Genomic DNA, 2,435 nt, shown 5'->3' with positions numbered 1-2,435 from the left:
TCGAGGGCATGATCGATAACAGCCGCGCCACCGTGCAGATAGAGTTCGGCTGTGTCTTCGCCCGTATAGGAATTGGGCCCAGGCATGAAAACGCCGAGCCCCTCATCGATTGTTTCACGGGAAACATCGAGGAATTTGCCAAACACCACGCGGCGCGGCGCCGGCAATCCCGCTTCGAAAATGCTTGCGCAGATCTCGCGGACCCCTGGCCCACTGATCCGCACAATCGCGATTGCAGATGGCGGCGGCCCGGAGGCGAGCGCGCAGATCGTCTCGCGCGCGTCAGACATGGCCTAGTTCTTCATCGCCTCGAAGAATTCGTCATTCGTTTTCGTCTGACGAAGCTTGTCGAGGAGGAAGTCGACCGCATCAGAAGTCCCCATCGGATTGAGGATGCGGCGCAGGATGTAGATCTTCTGCAGCTGCTCTTTCGGTGTGATGAGCTCTTCTTTCCGCGTGCCGGACTTCATGATGTCGATGGCCGGGAAGGTCCGCTTGTCAGCAATCTTGCGGTCGAGGACGATTTCGGAGTTACCCGTGCCCTTGAACTCTTCAAAGATGACCTCGTCCATGCGCGAGCCGGTATCGATCAGTGCGGTCGCGATGATCGTCAGCGATCCGCCATGTTCGATATTCCGCGCAGCGCCGAAGAAGCGCTTCGGGCGTTGCAGCGCATTGGCGTCGACACCGCCGGTCAGCACTTTGCCGGAGCTCGGCACAGTCGTGTTGTAGGCGCGGCCAAGGCGGGTGATCGAGTCAAGCAGGATGACGACATCGCGGCCATGCTCGGCGAGACGCTTGGCTTTTTCGATCACCATTTCGGCCACAGCTACGTGGCGGGTCGCGGGCTCATCAAAGGTCGAAGAGATGACTTCGCCCTTCACAGAGCGCTTCATGTCGGTGACTTCTTCTGGACGTTCGTCGATCAGGAGGACGATCAGATAGCTGTCGGGATGGTTTTCCTCGATCGAGGCAGCAATATTCTGCAACAGAACCGTCTTACCGGTACGCGGCGGGGCCACGATCAGGGCCCGCTGGCCCTTGCCGATCGGCGCAACGATATCGATGACCCGGCCCGAGCGATCCTTCTTGGTCGGATCCTGGCTCTCCATGTGGAGGCGTTCTTCGGGATAAAGCGGGACAAGATTGTCGAAGTGGACTTTCTGGCGCGCTTTTTCAGGCTCTTCGAAATTGATCGAATTGACGCTGACCAGAGCGAAATAGCGCTCGCCGTCGCCAGGCTCCTTGATCGGGCCCTCGACCGTATCGCCAGTTTTCAGGCCAGCCTGCTTCAGCAGTTTCGGATTGACGTAGATATCGTCCGGGCCGGGCAGATAGTTTGATTCCGGCGAGCGCATGAAGCCGAAGCCATCGGTCAGCACTTCAAGGACGCCGCGCCCGATAATCACGATATCGCGCTCGGCCAACTCTCTGAGAACGGCAAACAGGATGTCCTGGGTGCGCAAAGAGGATGCATTCTCGACTTCCAAACTCTCGGCATAGGCCAGGAGTTCGGTCGGGCTCATCGCTTTGAGGTCACGCAGGTAAACGTGGCTCGGGGAATCAGTGTCGGCTTCGGTCACAATGTCAGACATGGAAACTCAATTGGAATAGGGATCGGCTGTAATAGCGGAACGCGTATTGAGGGAAATTGTGCCAGCCCAGGACGGGTGGCTCACTTGCGGCAGCTTATGATCGCAACTGCCCTCATCGTCAAGTCTGCCTTACCATATCAGAAAGGACGGACGATCACCATGATGACAATGACGATGAGAAGAACAAATGGAAGTTCGTTCATCAGCTTGAGCTGGCGCGACGAAATTTCCGTTCCATCGTCGACCTTGCGGCCGAGTGCGACGAAGAAACCGTAAAGGCCTGTCAGGACAAGAACGAGGAGAAGTTTCACGTGAAACCAGCCTTGTTCGAGCAGCGATGGGTTCATCACAACCATGGCGATGCCGAAGACCCAAAGCAGAATGACAGATGGATTGAGAATGACCATTCGCAATTTCTTCGAGGCCGATTTCATCGTCTCGAACAGCTCGCTGCCCGGCGAAGACGCCAGCTGATGCAGCTTGTAGCGCGGGAAAATCAGCATGCCCGCCATGAAGGCGATGACAAAAATCAGGTGAAACGCCTTGATCCAGAGATACATGCGAACTCCTTAATCCGTGTACGGATTATCCTAGGGTTTCCAGTTTCTGACCGTCTCGACCACTTTTTCTACATGAGGGATAGGGGTCTGCGGCAAAACCCCGTGGCCTAGATTGAAGATGTGCGGACGGTCCTGATAGGATTCGAGCAATTCCTCGACCCGTCTTTCAAGCGCTTGGCCGCCTGCCATGAGAAGCAGTGGATCAAGATGACCCTGAACCGGAAACTGCATCGGAATCTCGCGGTTGATGAAGGACGGGACGGCCGCCGTATCGAGGCCG

The 2,435-nt window shown here is 56.6% G+C and carries 3 protein-coding genes and 1 pseudogene; all 4 read right to left on the bottom strand.

Annotation, left to right across the window (positions count from 1 at the left end):
• Nucleotides 1-290, bottom strand: a pseudogene (locus tag WA989_RS18630) (tRNA uridine-5-carboxymethylaminomethyl(34) synthesis GTPase MnmE); the annotation flags it as partial.
• Between the two features lie 3 nt (nt 291-293).
• On the bottom strand, nt 294-1,595 hold the full coding sequence (gene rho, locus WA989_RS18625; RefSeq protein WP_424341969.1) for a transcription termination factor Rho: 1,302 nt from the start codon (nt 1,593-1,595) through the stop codon (nt 294-296).
• A gap of 137 nt (nt 1,596-1,732) precedes the next feature.
• Entirely contained in the window at nt 1,733-2,155 is a 423-nt protein-coding gene (locus tag WA989_RS18620) for a CopD family protein (RefSeq protein WP_424341968.1), read from the bottom strand.
• Between the two features lie 30 nt (nt 2,156-2,185).
• Nucleotides 2,186-2,435: uroporphyrinogen decarboxylase family protein (locus WA989_RS18615; RefSeq protein WP_424341967.1), on the bottom strand; the 250-nt coding region annotated here is incomplete at its 5' end.

Source organism: Henriciella sp. (assembly GCF_049649345.1).
Taxonomy (GTDB): Bacteria; Pseudomonadota; Alphaproteobacteria; order Caulobacterales; family Hyphomonadaceae; genus Henriciella.
The sequence above is the reverse complement of the archived record's forward strand: the minus strand, read 5'-3'. Positions and strand labels throughout refer to the sequence as shown.

Bases quoted from the DNA above. Each gene is read 5' to 3' on its own strand.
- rho (WP_424341969.1), bottom strand. From the start codon at position 1,595: ATGTCTGACATTGTGACCGAAGCCGACACTGATTCCCCGAGCCACGTT.
- WA989_RS18620 (WP_424341968.1), bottom strand. From the start codon at position 2,155: ATGTATCTCTGGATCAAGGCGTTTCACCTGATTTTTGTCATCGCCTTC.